Origin of the sequence: Mycoplasma testudineum, assembly GCF_002245785.1 — a bacterium.
GTDB lineage: Bacteria > Bacillota_I > Bacilli_A > Mycoplasmatales > Metamycoplasmataceae > Mycoplasmopsis_B > Mycoplasmopsis_B testudinea.
This window is the reverse complement of the sequence record NZ_NNCE01000003.1, coordinates 71,279-88,220: the sequence shown is the minus strand read 5'-3', so window position 1 is coordinate 88,220 and position 16,942 is coordinate 71,279. Positions and strand designations below refer to the sequence as shown.

The window sequence follows — 16,942 nt, the reverse complement described above, 5'->3', positions numbered from 1 at the left end:
CAATGAAACAAAAAAATAAGAAATTAATAGGTCTAGGAATAGCTGCTACAACTGTAGTAACTGCTGCCGCTGTAATTGGCGGGTTCGTAGCAAATAAAAATAAATTAGATCACGGAAACAGTGAAGTTTTTAAAAGTGCTGCGACACAAGGGGCAATTAATCCTACAATTGTAGCTAATCCAACTGTTGCAACTGTAGCATCTCAAAACTATCACGGATCTTATAAAGGACTTAGTCCAGCCATTACTGCTACACTGGATTTCCGTGAGGCGATAATTGATGCACACTATTTTGTTGAATCTGGAGTAACTAAAATAGCACTTCTTTCAGCTTTTTCTCAAGGACAAGGTGAAATAGGTATTAGACACTATGATTTTTCAGGAAGTTCAACTTTTTCGAAAAGATATAAAGAAAACGAAGGCATGAACAAGGTCATGAATCAAAAAATCAGAATTTTCAAGTATGAAAATGATTTGGATTTTTGGACAAAAGAAAATGAAATTGAACTATCTAATAGTGTCTTCAACATGTATAACAAATGAGATGCCGATATTTTTAGGTATAGAGTTGGTACAAGTAGAACAATTAGATGATATTCAAATGTTTTTAGTAAAATTAGTGTATCAAATGGAAAAATAATCATTTATGGTGATAATGGCGGTGTTTCAATTTTCAATAAACCCGCTATTTCTACTACTAGCAAAACACACGATTGATTGACGCAATCAGTTGGTAGTTCAGCGGCCACATCAATGTTTTTACATAATACAAGTGCAACCAGAACCGGACAATCTATTAATGCATCAACAAATACTGATGCACCAGGAACATTTAAATATACAACTAACGGAACGAATATCTGATTAGATACAGCCATTAAAGCAAAACTTGAAACTGATTATAAAGATTATCAAGATAATAATTGAAACACAAAAGCTTTTATAGAATTAAAAGATGGTTCATATTTATTTGGAGGGGAAGGGGAATATTTAGCTAAAGTTTCTCAAACTGGTACTATTTCGAATAGGCAATATGGTATTTTTCAAGGACAAGATAAAATAGATTTTAAAGGGACAATACAAACTGTTGGTACAAACAGTCATTATCATGCTAAATATACACAACAATTTGTTAATAATTGAAGCTCGAGTGTTAATAAATTTTTAAAATTAAGTGATGACACTATATTGGCATTTGGTGGTCTGAATAGAACTACTGGTTTCGTTAGAAAAATTAACACAGATGGTACGGTTTCTGCAAGTGCTGCAACTTCTCTTCCCACATCTATCATTGATGCCGTGCAACTTGGGAACGGAAGTATAATTGCAATTGGTACTTTAGGAATTTATGAAATTAATCCTCAAACACTTACAGTAGTTAAAACTATCAATTCAGGAACATTTTTAAATAATCAAACAGGTACTGTTGGTAATCAATTCTTAAGCAAAATTGTTTTATCAGCAGATGGTGGTTACACGGTTCTATCTAGAGATGGTGAACTCACCAAAGCAGATTTAGCCAACGCTTATATGTCGGCTGGAGGAGCAACTTCATTTTTCAACAATGGTACTCAGTTACCGTTTTCATTCATGACAATTGGTACATTATTTGATGGTATTTATGTAGGAGAGATACAAGGTGCAAGTAATTGACCTGCATATTTCCCGAGAGTTGTCGAACCATTTAGAGAGCCCTTTCAAAATGAATCATTCCTTCCATCTACAGGTGGTAATCCACTAGCATATAGTCCAACTGCACTAACTTTTTTTAATGAATCTGGCTCTATTATTGAGCAAAATACAGATTGAGGTTCTTTGGATTACGCAGATGGTAATATGCCACTAACTGACATGACCGGAATAAATGATATTTATTTAACTCCAGACGGAGAATATTTAACAATCCACAACGATGGTAAATTTAGAAAATTAGATCAAAACGGTTCAATGTCAAGTTGAGTGTCAACTAATTCAGTAACTGCAGCTGAAAATGGAATGATCAATGTTAATTTCACAAATGCTTCAGGTAAAATTTTGGGTAACAATTCAGTTGCTGCAAAAGTTATTTTTGGAGAAAATAAAGCTGGAATTTCAGTTTCTACAAGTGGTATTAAAGCTCTTTTTGCGAATGCAAATGAAGTTAATGCTTTCAAAGATGCAAAAAACATTGAAGTTACCAAGTTGACAAATAAGATATATTTAGCCTACGAAAAAGGCGGAAGTGCGTTTATTGTAAAAGTCGGTACAACAATAACTGCCACAAATATAACTCTTGGTTCAACAAAAACATTAGAGAAAATGGTCGGAACAACATACAGTAACGAAAACAAAATCTATTTTGTAGGTGCTTTTTCCACAGATAAAAAAATTGAAAGCGGTATTGATTTAGCATTATATTCATATGACACAAAAACAAATGTAATTGCGAATCAACACATAACAATAGATAAAAATAAATTTGAAAATTCAACAGGTAATTTTGTTGATTTGTTTAATGATTCAGCAAATGGTAATATTGTTATAGCTTTCACTACAAGCAATACAACAACTAACCCCATAATCAATTTTTGAAGTTCTAATTTCACAAATTATAGTAAATGGTCATCTGGAGTAATGTCATTTACCTACAATAGCACTAAAGTTTCTTTGAATACAGTTAAACTAGGTCAAACAATTGATGAATATTTCCAAAACTTTATGACAAAAAAAGTTTACAATGTTCTAAGTACTGTTTCTACAAACAATATTTTATCTTCAGACACTGTTTCAAGTACAGAGACAAAATTGACTGGCGGACAAATTCTAAAGTCTATTGGTTCAAAAACTCATTCAATTACATATTCATACTTAGATAATAATAGAATAAGAAATGGTGTTGCAATAGCATCTGGTAAATCTATAGGTGCTATTAGTTTTCGAGGAGCAGAATTAATTTATACTAATTCAAATAAAAAAATGGTATTCAATGGTGGTGGATCTAACCCTGCAAACAAGATAAAACTACAAAATAATATTAGTCAACTATATAGACAAAATATGACCGCAATTCATTCGGCAGCTCCTAAAATTGATTTTTCATCAAATGAATATTCTCATTTTATTCCAAATGATTTTGAAATATCTAGTTTTATTTCAGATGGTTACGGTGGATTTTATGTAGCGGGAAAAAAAGTGATTGTTAGATTAAACAGGGATTTTCAATTGATAAATTATACATACATGAATGACATGAATGATATCGTAGGTTTATCACTTGATTCAATTAGCAATTTAATCGTGACTGATTCAGATCAAAAAGCTAAATATTTAAATCCTCTTTTATCGGATCAAGGTTATGTAGATTTTACTAAATCATCTACTTTGTATACATCGTTTGCTGCTACTCTAACGAGTGAAATCAATAAGGCAAATTCTGATGCTTGATATAATTCACATAATAAGGATTTGGCAAGACTTGATAAGAAGGTTGTTAAAGTTCCAACAAATTCAAACAAACCTTTATCATCAATCACATTCACAGGAGATACATTAAGTGGTGTGAAAATTGATGAGTCAAAAGTTTGGTCTCAAGGCATCGAAAAGATTACCGGTTCATTTAATAATGTAACTGAAAAAGAAAAAATACAAAGAAATTTTTATAAAGATGTAGAAGTTCAATATTCATTTGACGGTTGAACAAACTCAAACGGTCAAAAAGTTTGGGTTATTGGTAGTGGCTCTCAAGAACCTAAAGATATTTTTTCAGATTTATTAAAGCCCGGTGTTGTTTCATCAGCCAATAGTCAATATACTTTAACTGCATCTCAAAAAAATAACTTTGATTTAACAAAAATACAAGTAAGATTTGGCTTAAAGTCAAGCACAACATTTGACTCTACAGTTTCATTTGAAAATGCATTACAGACTCCAGTTAATTTATCATCGACAAATTACCCTCAAGGTCTTACACAGACATTATCATTAATTGATCCAGCAAGTACCGTGCAATCACAGGCTACTCAATTGGGAGAGAATAATGCAACATTATGAACAACTTTTACTAGAGAAAATCCTGATTCACAATCGTTTACATATGTGGCAAAAGATAATACAAGATTGATAAATAGTGGTAATTTTAAAATGATTTTACCTTCTCAATTATCTACCCTAAATCTGTTTAACGAAACAAATGGTGCATTAGAGGTTAAATATGCTACTACATCCAACGCAACAGAATGAGTTGCTGATGCATCAACTTTAAAATTTTCTGGAGACAATCAAAATCTTTACTATTCAATATTTGTTAAAGATAATAAACAAAATTCTGCAGCAAGTACAATTTCTTATAAATGACAAAATTATACTTTGAACAATCAGACAATAAATGTTGCATACAATGGCGGGACAACTCAATCTATTCCAAGAAAAATAAACGGATTCCAAGTTCCTATTGTCCTTGAAGATGCAACCATTAAACAAATAAAAGTTTCTAAATTTACTGGTTCTACAAAAGATATTTCTTGAATAGATGATTCAGATACTGTTTTGAGTACAAAATCAAAAGCTAATACAGAAATTGTTTATGCATTTGGACCAAAAGCAACATATAGGGCAGTATACAATGGTGATGCTTTTGACAAAGACTTGTTTAGGGGTTCAAATGGAGCTGCTTGAAATACAAGAGAAACAATTCAGAATTTATTAAAAATCGGTACAAACGGTGAAGCGAACGATCCATTATTGGCTAGCCTATTAACACCTGACACAATTTTATTAGGTAGAGTTAGACTTAAACAAAATGTAAACGACGGTAGCGTTGTTCCAAATGATGTTATGACTGTTTATAACGGTTTTGAACAAGGTGCTGCAACTGATAATTCTAAATTTACAATTTACAACAATGTTCAATCATTTTTCAGTAAATTAAATTTAACATCTGGATTAGTCGCTTCTGGAATTTCTAACGAAGAACTTGTTTTAATAGATGAAGGCGCAAGCTTTAATTTTCCGCAATTTTATGCTAAAAATGACTTTTGAGCAGGGAAAGACTCCGCAGAAGCAACAAAAGGTGAAGTTAAACTTCAAAGACAATTGAATGAAAATGGAACCCCTGTTACTTTTAAAATTAATGGTCAGGAATTTTGAATAAAAATTAATCCTAAATCAGGATATTCAATTGATAATGAATATTCACAGCCTAAACAATTAAAAGCCAAATTTTTAGCTGCAATTACCGATTTGGATTTAAATAAATTACAAAACGTAACATTATTAAATATTTTTGGCGATTCATATCATTTCAATTCTTCGGAAGCAGACGGTTTATTTAATTATTCAAAAACAGATGGCTTAACAACTAAAGATTTATTTAAAAATAATCTATATGTTGGTTACAGATTTGGAACTACAGATAAAGCGCTACCTCTAAAAGAATTTCAAGGTAAAATTAAATCAATGTCTAATGAAGAAATTAATAATTTAGATATCGAAACTTTAAATGTAACTTATCAATTAACAGAAAATGGTTTAAATGAATTTGCTTTTAGTAGAGAATTGCAGTCCAAAATTGCAGCTGGTGTAAAACCAAGTATCCAAAATCTTAAAAAGCATATTACGGTTGCTGATTTTATATCTCCAAGCGTTATTAAATCTGGATTCAATTTAATTGGAACAACAGAAAATTTAACTATTCAACCCGTTGTCAATTCCCCATTTGACACTAATTTTGCACAGAAAATAGGTTATAAAATTCAATATGGAACTTGAAAAACAAGTGGAAATACAGCAACATATTCTTATAGTGACACTCCTCCAACAACACTTAATTTAAATGTTCCAACTTTAAGCAGTTATTCAAACTGAAGTATTCAGAAAGCTAGTGATGGCACAGTTGTTACTACAACCCCAACCGAAGATATCTTGAAACAAATTTTTATTTTAGGTTTTAGGTTTGTGACCCTTGACCCCACTAAAACAAATATTGGTTTGTCAAATCGTACAATAAGTAATGCAACTAGTGACACTCAAAGAGAATATGGATATCAAATTGACCATACATCTATTAAGCAATTAATTGCTGCAAATAACGATGTTTTAGCTGCTCAGCTAAACTTTTCAGGGGATATTTCAACTCTTAATGCAAATAGAAGTCAAATTGAATTTGAAAAAGGAGCTTTTGATGCTTTACCAAATACAGTTACTGACACTCAAAAAACTTTATTAGAAATTCAATATAGTTTTGGGCAGGCAGAACCAAATACTTGGGTAACATATAACGACTTTTTAACAAACATTAGATCATATCAACTTTCAAATAATGGTCCTATTACTTTTGACACATATCCATCAAGCGCAAAAGTAGATGGTTTAACAAATCAAGGTGTTAGTGTTTTTAAAGCAAGGTGAAGACTAAGATCTTCAGTAGATTCATCATTGTATGAAATACCAAATGCTAATATTGCTAATGACGCAAATTTAAGTGTGAGTCAAGTTGTATCGGATTTTGACATTTCTCAATTTGTAATTAATTTATTGAACAGACAAAGTATTGCTAATGGTAGTTCGGCTAGCATTAATTCTTTAGAAATTCCATTTACGGGCACACTTTTAAACAGATTTCAAACATTAAACGATTTTATTAATTTTATGAGAAACAGAATGGGTGTAGAAATTTTATTTAATGCACCAGGAGTAAATAATACATACGGTGCATTAGGAACAATCAACTCATTAGGTTCTACAAATAAATTAAACGTTAGAATTTCTTATGTAACTAATGCCCCTAAATATTTCAAAGCAATTGTTTCAAATGAAGCAAATAAAAATGGTTCAAACGGTACAATCGTAAAGTCAACAATTAATAGTGGTGATGCATACACAATTCAAGTAGATGTTAAAGTTCCTGTTTCGATACAGGTGAATTCATCAGAATTAAGTCAAATTTCTATAACAGGTAATACAAGAAATGTATCAATTCAAGAAGCTACCGAGACAGCTGCATTATCTAAACTTTCTCCAGAAAATAAAAATAGAGTAACGGTAGTTTATGCAATTGGAACTTCAGAAAGCAATTTGGTTCCAATAACTGCATCAAACGATAAATGACTGCCAAGACAAAAATTTATTGATGCACTTCTTGAATATACTGGTCAATTTAGTTTTGATAATAGACAAGTATTTATGCGTTATGCATTGAAAGAAGGGGCTTCTCCTGCAGATTTTGCTGTTAGTGATGCATCAAGCATTAAGTCAAGCAATGTAATTAAATTATATGCCGATATTAACAATTATATCCAAGCCGTAACAAGTAATGCTCCAACTTTTGGTGTGCAAGATACATCTTCAAAAGTCACAAGCATTGTCTTAGGTTTTTCACAAGCCGGAGCAATTGATGAATTGAAAGCTATTAATGTCGGAATTGAATATTCAACAAGCGCAACTGGAACATGAAATAAATTAGAGGATCTTAATTCAGAAAATCCAGTAAATTTAGGAAATCCTCCGAAATTATTTGTACGTTTTGTAAACATAACAGGGCCAAATCAAGCAAATACAGTTCTTTCTAGACCAAGCGATTCAAATGCAAACGCAAGTGCGCCAATTGACTTAGTTTTATCTAATTTAGCAGTAACTATAAATGCAGGTTCTCAAGAAATTATTGATTCAGTTCGCCTGAGTGGTAATACAAAGAATATTGAAATTGATGAAACAATTTTTGAAAAAAATTATTCATTTGCATATTTTAAATCTAATATAGAGTACGGAATTCAATTACTTCAAAATACAAGTAGTGATTCAACAATAGAAGCAGATTTAGTTCAATTTGAAGGCTTTGATAAATGGATGTCAAGTACTCAATTAAAGCAAGCCTTAGTGGCAAATAATTCAATAAATATTTTCTTAAATAGAAATGGAGCAACAAGCTCTAATTCATCTAACATTGCTCAAAACTATAGGATAGTGGCAAGACTTTCATTAAAAGAAAGTACACAAAACGATCCTACAAGCTACAAATTCCAAGATTCAGTTGCTGAGACAAGTACAATAAAAGCATTCACTTCCGAAAAATTGGCTAGTGTTAAATCATTTATTAGAACAAATAATTTTGCTAGTGAATTAGCAGTGTCAAGTAAAGGTCATAGAATAACATTTGGAGCATCAACAAGCGCTGATAAAATTACTGGAATTGATTTTATCAATGTTGGTATTAGCGAAGGACAAAAAGCGGTTCTAAAAGATCAAGGAATTCAATTAAATCTTGCTTTTGGATCAAACTTAATTACAACTTCAAATATAAATTGAAATAGTGATTTAACAACAAATGTTCAAAATCTAGGGAATCCTAGAAAATTAACTATGCAATTTGGGTTAATTGATAAAACTGCATTGGTAGAAATTGAAAATACTTCTATAATTACATTGCAAGGTGATGCACAACTTGTTGTACCTGTTGTAATCACAACAGATGTAAGGAAATTAAGCGGAATCACTTTATCAGGCTCAACAAATGATTTAACAATTAATTCTGCAAGTGCATTAAGTGCTATTGATGAATCTAACCGTAGTAGAGTTCAAGTTCAATATTCTATTGGTCAATTACAAAGTTTAGTGCCTATTCAAAATGGTAGTGCTGATGTTTGATTTAGCGAAGCAAGTTTTATATCGTTCTTGAAAACATATAATAAAAATATTCAACGTTCAGAATTCGTTATTAATGCCAGATATGCGCTTGCAACAAATGTTGATAGTGATTCGTTTGCAGTAAGCAGTTCTTCTTCAAGAACTCTAAGTACTACAAATGTTAGTTTATTTGTTGATGTAAGTAAAGAATCATTCTATTCAACATTAGTCAGTGGGTCATTAGTTTATCCAAATGCCGTTTCTAACTTAGAACTTGGTGAACCAGTAAATCCATTTACCGATGCTCAGAAAAAATTCTTTAGTGATAATGTAATTCAGGTTGAATTTAGTACTACAAGCGAAACTAAAGGTTTTACAATTACTGATATAACTCAGTTACCTAAATCAATCACTACTTTACCTCCAAGAGTTTGATTTAGATATGGATTAGTTTCTGGTACACAAATAAAGACAATTCTTTCTGAAGCGTCTAAAAAGGCTCAGTTAATGACAGTACCAGGTACTAGATCTATTCCAATTGATGCAACAAGAACTGCTGCTAAAATTAATTTAAGTGGTAACACAGTGGATTTAGTAATCAACGAAGATGAGTTGCGTAAAGAATGAGGAGAATTTGTAAGTGGAAGTACTACAATAATGTATGCACTTAAAAACACCGTTATTTCAGGTGTAGAAGCTTACCAATTCGTTGGACAAAACTTTTATACTAAAGATCAATTACTCGCTTTCTTAAAAACAAATAAAAACAATATTGTTGGTTCTGATAAAGCATTCTATGCTACATTTAGACCTTCGAATCCTTCGGTTGAAATTAAAACAACAAATAATTTACAAAACTTTGCTGAATTAGGAAGCACTAATGTTTTAAGTTACTTGCATATTCAAGATTTAATTGATGAATTAAAACAAAATATTGCAACAACATCTGATTCAAATACAAACACAAGTTTAGGTGAATTAGAGTTACCGTTTACCGATTCAAGTAGAGTTATTTACAACAATTTATTATCATACGGTTTAGGTATTGAGTGAAATAATAACGGAACACTGTCAAACGGTGTTTGAACGCCTGATCCAACTAAATGATCTTCTACTCAACCTGTAACTACAGTTAATAACGGTTCACAAAACTTTATTTTTGTTAGATTTGTTGCCAGAGTAAATTCATCAGTATTTGTTCCTGAAGTTTCTAAAACACCAATTCAATTGCAAGTTAAATCACTTATTACAATTAGAGAAGCAACATCGGCTTCACTAGCTGCATTAAACTTTAATGGTAATACTCGTGATTTAGTAATAACTGGACAACAAGAATTAATTAATAGTTTAACAACTGATCAATCAAAACGAAATGCTTTAGAAGTTCAATATTCAATTGGACCTTCAAATGCACAAATCGAATTAACAGCTGGAAAAATTTGATACACACAAGGTGAATTTTTACAAGCGCTTAAATCATATCCAGTAACAATTTACAATAAACAAATTACTGCAAGATGAGCAATTAAAGCAGCTGATGCAGAAACATATTTTGCTACTGGTCAAAACATTGTTGTAAATAATACAACTGGTGTTAATGATGCAGTTAAGATATTTGTTCAAAAATCATCTATTGATTTAAGACTAGCAATGGAAATTAACGGTAATACCCAACAACTATCTTCATCAATTGTTGTTGGTACTACAATTCCAATTGGGTTAAAAGTTCAATATTCACTAAATAATGGAGCTGAAGCAGTCTGAACAGATAGTTTACCAACTACTTTAGATAGTGATAGAACCTTATTTGCAAGATTTGCTGCTTTAGATGGTTATGTATATGAAGATACAACAGTTTATACATTAGATACATCAAGAGTACTTGAAGCTATTACAATTAGAAATAGATTAAGCACAATTAACTTAGGTGGTAATCTACGTGATTTAACTATTAACGATGATGCTGCTTATGAAGGTGTTGGTGCAGGTAATTTAAGAGACTTAGTACAAATCAAATACTCAATTTCTGGAACAGCAATTAACGGGGCAAGTTGATTTACAAAAGATCAATTTATTGCACTTCTAAAAACCTTAAAGGGTTCTGCAAATAACAATACAATTATCTTACGTAATTCAATTGTGGCTCGTTATGATTTTGCTAATGGCTCAAATAACCGTTTTGTAATGCGTTTCCCAGGACAAGTAACTGATGGTGTTACTTCATTTACAAGTGTAGATGAAACTACTATTGATACAGTTGGAGCAGAATTTATTCAGCAACTAATTACTCCTGATTTAAACAGTAATGTTAAAGGTTATATTGATACTTCAACATTATTAAGTTTAGGATTAGCAGATTTAACAATTACTGGAACAAATAATGATCCAACATTAAACCTTCATGAAAAATTCCTGAATTTCTTAACAAATTACAACACAAGTCAGCCTTTAAGAATTGTTTATAGTTCAAACGTAACTGATGCTGGTATTGATTTTAATGGTGCAATTACCTTATTTAATCAAGATTCAACTGCAGTTTATCAACCAGCATTTAATCTAAATAGTAACCCTAAAGGTAACAATCAAGCATTTAGACTAAACGAAAATGCAATTGGTTTTGGATTCAGATTCACTGCTAATACCAACTATGATATTGGTACAAATGGAACAATACAAGGTTCATTTGATTACAGATTTGCTGATAACAAAATCAACATTTTAACCGAAAGAAATGTAGTTAGAGCTACTGCTCCAAGTTTAACTTTAGTAAATGCTACTGATGGATCTACAACAGATATTTACCAAGGTAAAGGTAAAGCAATAGTTAAAGATAGTGCAAGTACATTAGAAGATGATTTAGCATACTGATACTTAATTTCAAGTACAACTTATAGTGATGCGCAATTAGAACAAATGGTTAAAACTCCTTCACTATGAACCAAGGACGTTCCAAGTAATTTAAAAGTTGGAGATCTTGTTTATGTAAAAATCGATGTAACTGATCCAAGTAAATACTTATTAGTTAATTCAACAAATTACTTTTCAAAAACACCACTAGTTGTAACTAACTTAATTTTAGATACTACAAAAATTAATGTTGATACAGCAAAAATTGGTTATGGTTCAAATAATTCAAGATTTAACAATAGTTTTAGTGGATTATCAAGATTTACACTAGTACCAATGGTAAAAGATACTGACTTTAACTTTGCTGGTGTGGACTTAACTCTAAATACAACACTGAAATTTATTAGAGATGCTGATGGTAATATCCAATTTGACCAAAGCGGCGCTCCAATCGTTGAAAGATCTGGAAGTACCGAAGGACCTGCCGTTTTATTGAGAAACGGTACTCAAGCTAAAGATTCAACTGGTAAATTATTATTTTTAACTGGTGCATATGAAACAGTTAACGGAATAACTTACTTTGTACCAGGTGCACCTGTTGTAGGCGACGCAATTGTACAAATTCAACTAGAAGATCCATCATTAAGTGCAAACTTTATTCAAGCAACTGGAACTCCTCAAAATTCATTATTTAGAAATCAACAAGTCTACTTTACTTACAAAGTAAGAAATGGATATAGATTAGCTTCTAATAATAACACTTGAGAAAAGGATACAAAAGTTGATTACACAGTTACTGGAGTAAAATACAGAATTGAACCAGGTGAATTAGGATTGCAATTACAATCATTAAATGGTAATTATGCTGTACCTGCGGGTAGAAGTGATCAAAACCCAGTTTCAGGATTTGCTCAATTAGCAGATGATGCATTAAGTGCAACATTTAATAACAATGGTACACTATCAACAATCACCGTTTTTAGTGCAATTAATAACCAATTAAAAACAATTCAACCAGTAGGTAACTTACGATTAAGAATGACTGTAAATCGTGTTTCAAATAATCTAGGTGCAACTGTTTATGATGATTTAAGTAATACATTCCCAACTAACTTAGCAAATAACGATGAAATCAATGTTTCAATAGTTAGTGATAATCCTGATTTTGCTTATGAATCATTACTATTTTCACTAACAGTTAGTGGTTTAGCACGTGAAATTGATATCAACAATCTAATCTATGTAAGAATGAACCCAGGTGGTGAATTTGATAAACAAGGAAGTTTTGAAGTACTTTCAACTAATCCACAAACTCGAGAACAATTACTACCTGCTGAATTCCATTATGAATATGCTTTAATTAGAAAAGGCGAAGATTATACTCAAAATGATTCTAGATTAACATGATCTAAATCATTACCAAAAGATTTAGCTAATGGTGATTTAGTAAAATGACGTTTAGCAATCAATTCTGATGGCTTAATTGCTAATAATTTTGCAAATAGAGTCGCAACTCCACTTGGATCACAAAATCTTGAAACTGTTAAATCAAAAGTTATGAATAATACAGGAAGAGTTGATTTAAACGGAAATGCAATCTTAGAAGAAATTGAAGTTGATGGTTACTTAATCAACAGTCTAAAAACTGTAATTGATGTAGGTGATTTTAATGCTTCAAAACTTGATGAATTAATTCTAACTTACAGAGGAGATAACGGTGTAGCTTCATTATTTGTTGATGCATCAAAAATCACATTACCTCCTGATACAGAACTTAAATTCTACAAAATTGATTCACAAGGTGTTGTTAGTGTAATAACAGATTTAATCAACGCTCAATTATCTAATGGTGATAGAATGCGTGTTGAATTAGTTGTTACTGCCTTAGCACAAGCTCAAAACAAAGAATTACCTTCAACATATACTTCAAGCAATGATAAATATATAGTTTCAGAATTACCTGAACCAAATTCTATATTCGGAATTGGAGCAACAATTGGTATTGCTGTTGCATCAATATTTGGTGCAATCGGATTATCAGCACTTGCTTATGTATTAATCAGAAAGTTCAAGTTAGGTAAATAAATTTAAAAATGCACTTCTTAGCAATTTGGAGTGCATTTTTTAATAAAATAATAATGTCATTTTTCAAATAAGGCAAATTTATTGCATATATAAATGATATAAAAACTACAAAAGGAAAAACATGAACGAAAAAGATGAAATAATAGTTATTTCTAAAGATAACTTAATCAAAATAATTGAAAACTCAGAAAATGAAAATATTGAATTAAGTTGAGATCCAAATGGCAATAACCATCAAATTTGAGCGCAATTTAAAAACAATAATGCACAAAGACCAAAAATGGATCCAGAACTCGAACCATTACAATTAGAAATTGACAATGCAGATGCTGTAAGACAAATTCAAAAAATGCTGGAAAAAGTTATACTAGAAATTCAAGTTCTAGAAATTTCAGAAGCTAAGCGAGAATCGCTTTTATTTAATGTTGCTGAGCTTTCAGTTATGACACTAAATCAACTAGTAACTACATTTGATAATTACAATTTCAATATGGAATTAATGCAAAAGCGAATTAGACTACTAAAAAAACGGACTAAACGTGAAACTATATACGTTAATCCGTTTACTAACAATTAATTACTTAAGCCTATATTCAGTTAAATAGTTATTTAATTCAACAACCCGTTTTATAAATACTTCATCATCAAAATATTTAATAGGCTGAACATTTACTCACAAAATTACCAAATAATTCACCAAAATTTTATGTTGAATTAATTTTTCATAATCATATGAACCATAATTATCTAAGATCACATTTTCTTGTTCATCATCTAACTGTGCTCCTTCGATAAAGTAAGCTAAATCAAAATGTTTATCACCTAAAGTAGCGTATTCTCAATCAATAAGATAGATTCTACCTTTAGATTGAATAAAATTATTTGTGTACAAATCATTATGAACTGGTGTATTTTTATCCATAGCTGATAGAATCTTATTTATTCGTTTGAAATACTTGTCAATTATTTCAATTTTAATATTGCGCTTATTTAATTCCTGGCGGTATGCATTAACTCTTTTTCTAATATTAAAAGGCGGAAATTCCAAGTTTGAAGTATGCAATTTCGATAATATTTTGCTTATTTCAATTAAGCTTTTATCATCAAAAGCAATATCTTTACCAGATATATATTCTCAACGCAAAACCTTATCATTATCTTCTATTAAATTTGGGACAAATTCAAACTTATTAAGCAGCGAATAATTAATTTTATGATTAAACTCATTAATATTTTTATATTGTAAAAAAGTATCTTTATCTTTGAATGATTGATTGGTAAGACCAACTGTTATTTTTTCCATATCAAATTCCTTTAGAAGTTTCAATATTTAAATTCATATGAACTTTTTCATATTACTATTTTGAACCAATTATAAAGTATAATGTTTAAGCAATTTTTTTAATAAAAAAATACAGATGGGAGCCGCCATGAGTCAAGAAAAATTAAATTCATATAGTTCAAGCAATATTCAAGTTTTAGAAGGCTTAGAAGCCGTAAGAAAAAGACCAGGTATGTACATTGGAACTACTGCTAAAAAAGGACTGCATCACTTAATTTGAGAAATCGTTGATAATTCAGTTGATGAAGCAATGGCAGGTTTTGCAAATGAAATTAAAATCACTATTGATGAAGGAAACTGAATTACTATTGAAGATAACGGTCGTGGTATTCCAGTAGATATTCACCCAAAAACCAAATTATCAACAGTTGAAACAGTTTTAACAGTTTTACATGCTGGTGGTAAATTCGATAGTAATACTTACAAAGTTTCTGGAGGATTACACGGTGTTGGAGCTAGTGTTGTTAATGCTTTAAGTGAGCATTTAAGTGCTACAGTATATCGTGATAATAAAATTCATTATGTTGAATTTAAAAATGGTGGTAAATCAATTAAGCCACTTGAAGTAATTGGAACTTATGAAGGTGCTAATTCAGGAACAACTATAAAATTTAAGCCAGATTTTTCAATCATGGAAGTTAATGATTTTGAACTTTCAATTGTTTTAGACCGAGCAAAACAATTAGCATATTTAAACCGCGGGATTACCATAAGAGTTTTAGATAACAGAATCAAGCAAGAGAAAGTATTTTTCTTTGAAGGCGGAATTGTTGATTTTATTAAAGAACTTAATAAATCAAAAAGGCCTTTACACGAACAAATTATTTTTGCAGAAGGTTCATACGCACTTGGTGATGCACCGGAAGTAGCAGTAGAAGTAGCACTGCAATATACAGATAGTTACACAAGCAACATTGTTTCATATGCTAATAATATTACTACCATTGAAGGTGGTACTCATGATCAAGGTTTTAGTGATGCACTATACCGATTAATCAACAATTATGCTGCTGACAGAAACTTAATTAAAAAAGATAAAGAAGAAGAAAAGTTTTCCCGTGATGATGTTCGTGAAGGTGTATCGGCTATTATTTCAATTAAACATACTGATCCAATTTTTGAAGGTCAAACCAAAGGTAAATTAGGAAATAAAGATGCTAGAGCAGCTGTAAATAAAGTTTTTAGTGATGTTTTTGAAAGATTTTTAAATGAAAACCCTGATCAAGCAACTTTGATTATTAACAAAGTTATATCAGCTAGAAGAGCTAGATTAGCTTCTAATTCAGCCCGTGATGCAGAAAGAAAAAAATCAGTTTTTGATTCTTCATCATTACCTGGTAAATTAGCTGATTGTTCAAGCAAAAACCCAGAAAGAAGAGAATTATACATTGTTGAGGGTAACTCTGCTGGTGGTTCAGCAAAAATGGGTCGTGATAGAGAAATTCAAGCCATTTTACCACTACGTGGAAAAGTAATTAATTCAGAAAAAAATTCAATTGACAAAGTTTTCCAAAACGAAGAAATAAGATCTTTAATTGTTGCTTTTGGTACAGGTATAGGTGACAATTTCAATATTAATAAATTACGTTACCATAAAATTATAATTATGACTGATGCCGATGTCGATGGCGCACATATTAGAACTTTACTATTAACATTTTTATACCGCTATTTTAAACCACTAATTGAATATGGATTTGTTTATATTGCTCAGCCACCTTTATTTAAAATCACACAAGGAAGATCAATTAAATATGTTTATTCAGTTGCTGAAAAAGATACATATTTATCTTCTTTAGAAGAAGATGCTAAATATTCAATTCAACGCTATAAAGGGCTTGGAGAAATGAATCCTGAACAACTTTGAGAAACCACAATGGATCCAGCAATTAGAAGTATGTATCAAGTTCAAATTGATGATGCAGCTAAAGCAGATTGAACATTTACAACATTAATGGGTGATGAAGTAGCACCAAGACGAGAATTTATTGAAGAAAACGCTCAATTCATTACGGATTTAGATGTTTAGAGCAATGGGCATTATTTAGTTGCCCATTTTTTATTTTTATGG

The 16,942-nt window shown here is 30.8% G+C and carries 4 protein-coding genes; 3 read left to right on the top strand and 1 reads right to left on the bottom strand.

Annotated features, from left to right (window positions below; all coding sequences use genetic code 4):
* Nucleotides 1-2 precede the first annotated feature (2 nt).
* Both gli521 and CG473_RS01985 read left to right on the top strand, forming a co-directional pair.
* Nucleotides 3-13,529 (top strand): gliding machinery surface structure protein Gli521, encoded by a 13,527-nt coding sequence (gli521, locus tag CG473_RS01990; RefSeq protein WP_094254639.1) that lies wholly within the window; start codon nucleotides 3-5, stop codon nucleotides 13,527-13,529.
* Nucleotides 13,530-13,650: 121 nt separating this feature from the next.
* Nucleotides 13,651-14,106, top strand: coding sequence for a hypothetical protein (locus CG473_RS01985; protein ID WP_094254638.1), 456 nt, complete (start codon nucleotides 13,651-13,653; stop codon nucleotides 14,104-14,106).
* On the opposite strand, the gene CG473_RS01980 is transcribed toward CG473_RS01985, so the two are convergent.
* Nucleotides 14,107-14,832: a phosphotransferase gene (locus CG473_RS01980; RefSeq protein WP_094254637.1), complete on the bottom strand. Its 726-nt coding sequence runs from the start codon at nucleotides 14,830-14,832 to the stop codon at nucleotides 14,107-14,109. It abuts the gene before it with no gap.
* A gap of 127 nt (nucleotides 14,833-14,959) precedes the next feature.
* Between CG473_RS01980 and gyrB the strand changes: the two genes are divergently transcribed.
* Complete coding sequence (gene gyrB / locus CG473_RS01975; protein WP_094254636.1) at nucleotides 14,960-16,900, top strand: DNA topoisomerase (ATP-hydrolyzing) subunit B; 1,941 nt, start codon at nucleotides 14,960-14,962, stop codon at nucleotides 16,898-16,900.
* Nucleotides 16,901-16,942: the final 42 nt, after the last annotated feature.